Here is a 2340-nt window from a genome sequence, read left to right as displayed (position 1 = left end):
TCAGAAAATGCGCATCATCCTGAATTGGAAAGCTTTTAAATCGTCCCTGGTAAACATGCCCTTCGCCCGAGGTGCGGTCATGAGCCCGGTAACGCATCGTGTGCGTCGCGGTGATCCAGCGCATGAACCGACTTAGCTCACCATCAGCGTTCGGACGCAGGACAAGATGCCAATGATTGGGCATGAGTTGGAAGCAAAAGAGCGTGACATCATAAGAAGTTAACCCTTCCGCAAGAACTCGCTCAAATGCGGCAAAGTCCTCGGATTTATGGAAAATCTCCTGCCGTCCATTGCCTCGGTTCAAGGCATGGTACAGTCCGCCAGCTTCATCGGCGCGGGGTGGCCGTGGCATGAAAGAGAAGATAACAGCCCGTCAAACAGAATTCAATGAGTCCTGACCCCTTTGTTTTCCCAGTTGGGAAACACTCTTTTGTGGCTATCGCTATGAGGGCGAAACGCAACTGGTTGTTGTGAGAAATCGCGCCTACGATTCTTTTCTCGGAAACTGGTTTCAGCGAGATCCATTGGGGTACGTAGACGGCCCGAATTTGTACGCTGCCTGGTTCGTGCTGATAAAACGGATCCGACTGGCTTAAGTGGAGCATTGTGGGATTGCGTCGCGATGGGGAGAGTTTGTGGGCTTGCAGTTGCAGAGAGATTTGCAACCTGCATGCTAAGGGCTGTAACCTTAGTAGAGGAAGCTGGCTGCCATGGAGAAGCCGCTTTGGGAGTTTCCGTGTGTGGCGTAATCGTCGCAAATTGCGAGCAACACAATTTAATCGTTGGGCTAACAAATACTAGAATAGTATTCCCGAAGCCGCCGTGTAACTGCCGACCTAAACAATGGCAATACCGTCGAAGGTAACAATCGTGAATGAAGAACACACAGAATACGACGTAACAAAATCTCCGCTGACTTCCGTTCTTTATGCGGCGATTGCCGAAATTCGCATCGGAGAGTATTCCGCAGCACTTTCGAAGCTGCTTTGGTTTCATCATCATTCTCACGATTCTTCCGAGTTCTATGGAATTCGTCTTTCCGTTGCACTTTTACATTGGAAAGCGCTTGCAGAGGTTTACCCGCTGGCTCGTAAGGCACTTGTTGACACTCGTAACAGCACAACGAGTCGGTTCTTGGATGCTGAGTTTCCGTTTGAGCTATTTCACGATATCTATGCAATCAATAAGTTGCTTGGCGAATCAGAGCAAACGGTAAAACTCTTTCTGCTGGTTCGCTCGAAGGACCCTTCATCTGCACAGCAGATTTATCATCTAGTAGAAAGACTTTTGATTGAGGCCAGGATGACTGCAGTATGCATGGAATTTCTTCACCCAGAAAGGCGGATGTCAATGGTCACGAGCGGTGTCAGTCTACTTCGTCCCCTCGATCCGCCTGACGGTGGAGACGGTCTCCCCACTTCGAAGTTTTGGCTTATTTCAGAAGTCGCTCAGGTCGTGACGATATTGGCCTTAAACGGAAATCACGACCACGCACAGCAAATTGTTGAAGAGTCGCTGGCTATCATGGACAATGAGATAATGCGCAATGCGATGAAGGCGGCGTTGAACGGGGTGTTGTTAGAGTTGGAATGAAGACTTGAGTTTGGTTGTTTTTGCCTCTTCACCAGAATCTGTGGGTGAATTCTGGTGCTGGCAGCTTTCCAAGTTGATGATTCAAAGCGATTTCGATCGCTTCATAGGTTCGAAAGCCATAAGCTTTTGTGGTAGTAAGTTACGCCTTATTGTTGAATCCCTCAACGACTCCTGCGGAAGTCGCTCCCTGCGCTCGGAACCAGTTGGGAATTAAGTTGCGATGGTTTGGTAGCATGCGAGCAACTCGCTTCGTCGGTTTCAGACGAGACCGCATCGTTCGATTGCACCATTCATCGAGAAACTTCCCAGACCAACCTGCCGAAGCGTATTCCAAAAAGCTGCTGGGCAAATCAAAGGGGTCAGGGTGCGCCAGCAGAAGCCGGAGGAGCGTAGCGAATGCGAGTTTCGTACAAGGTAAGATCTAGCCAATCGCCTTGGCCTCGAGTGATGCGTTGTGCCAGGCAACTGGCATGGCGAAGCGTTCACAGAGGAAAGACCGGGCTGTGTATTGAGCTCCGAAAACATCATTTTGTGGTGGCCGACCTTGTCCTGACAAGGGGAAGGCAATAGTCATGACGAACGTCAATGGCGAGTCCGACGTGACCCCCACGGAGTCTAGGACCACACGCACGGTCGGAAACATTCCTCACGGAAGCTGGGAGATCCCGGCGGCATCCACGCCCTTGGGCGCGGATCGGTCGGAGAAGGCGAGATGCCACATTGCCGACATGCACGCCACCGGGAAGT

The 2340-nt window shown here is 50.9% G+C and carries 2 protein-coding genes and 2 pseudogenes; 2 read left to right on the top strand and 2 right to left on the bottom strand.

The window, feature by feature from the left end; translation table 11 throughout:
- On the bottom strand, positions 1-352 hold a 352-nt coding region (locus OSO_RS45785; RefSeq protein WP_010586680.1), incomplete at its 3' end, for a transposase.
- Between the two features lie 85 nt (positions 353-437).
- Here OSO_RS45785 and OSO_RS52730 point away from each other — a divergent pair.
- Positions 438-596, top strand: a pseudogene (locus OSO_RS52730) (hypothetical protein); the annotation flags it as partial.
- 274 nt (positions 597-870) lie between these two features.
- Complete coding sequence (locus OSO_RS0130255) at positions 871-1593, top strand: hypothetical protein (RefSeq protein ID WP_010586679.1); 723 nt, start codon at positions 871-873, stop codon at positions 1591-1593.
- Positions 1594-1621: 28 nt separating this feature from the next.
- On the opposite strand, the pseudogene OSO_RS52820 reads toward OSO_RS0130255, so the two are convergent.
- Positions 1622-1924, bottom strand: a pseudogene (locus OSO_RS52820) (transposase); the annotation flags it as partial.
- Positions 1925-2340: the final 416 nt, after the last annotated feature.

The organism is Schlesneria paludicola DSM 18645 (genome assembly GCF_000255655.1).
Taxonomy (GTDB): domain Bacteria; phylum Planctomycetota; class Planctomycetia; order Planctomycetales; family Planctomycetaceae; genus Schlesneria; species Schlesneria paludicola.
The sequence above is the reverse complement of the archived record's forward strand: the minus strand, read 5'-3'. Positions and strand labels throughout refer to the sequence as shown.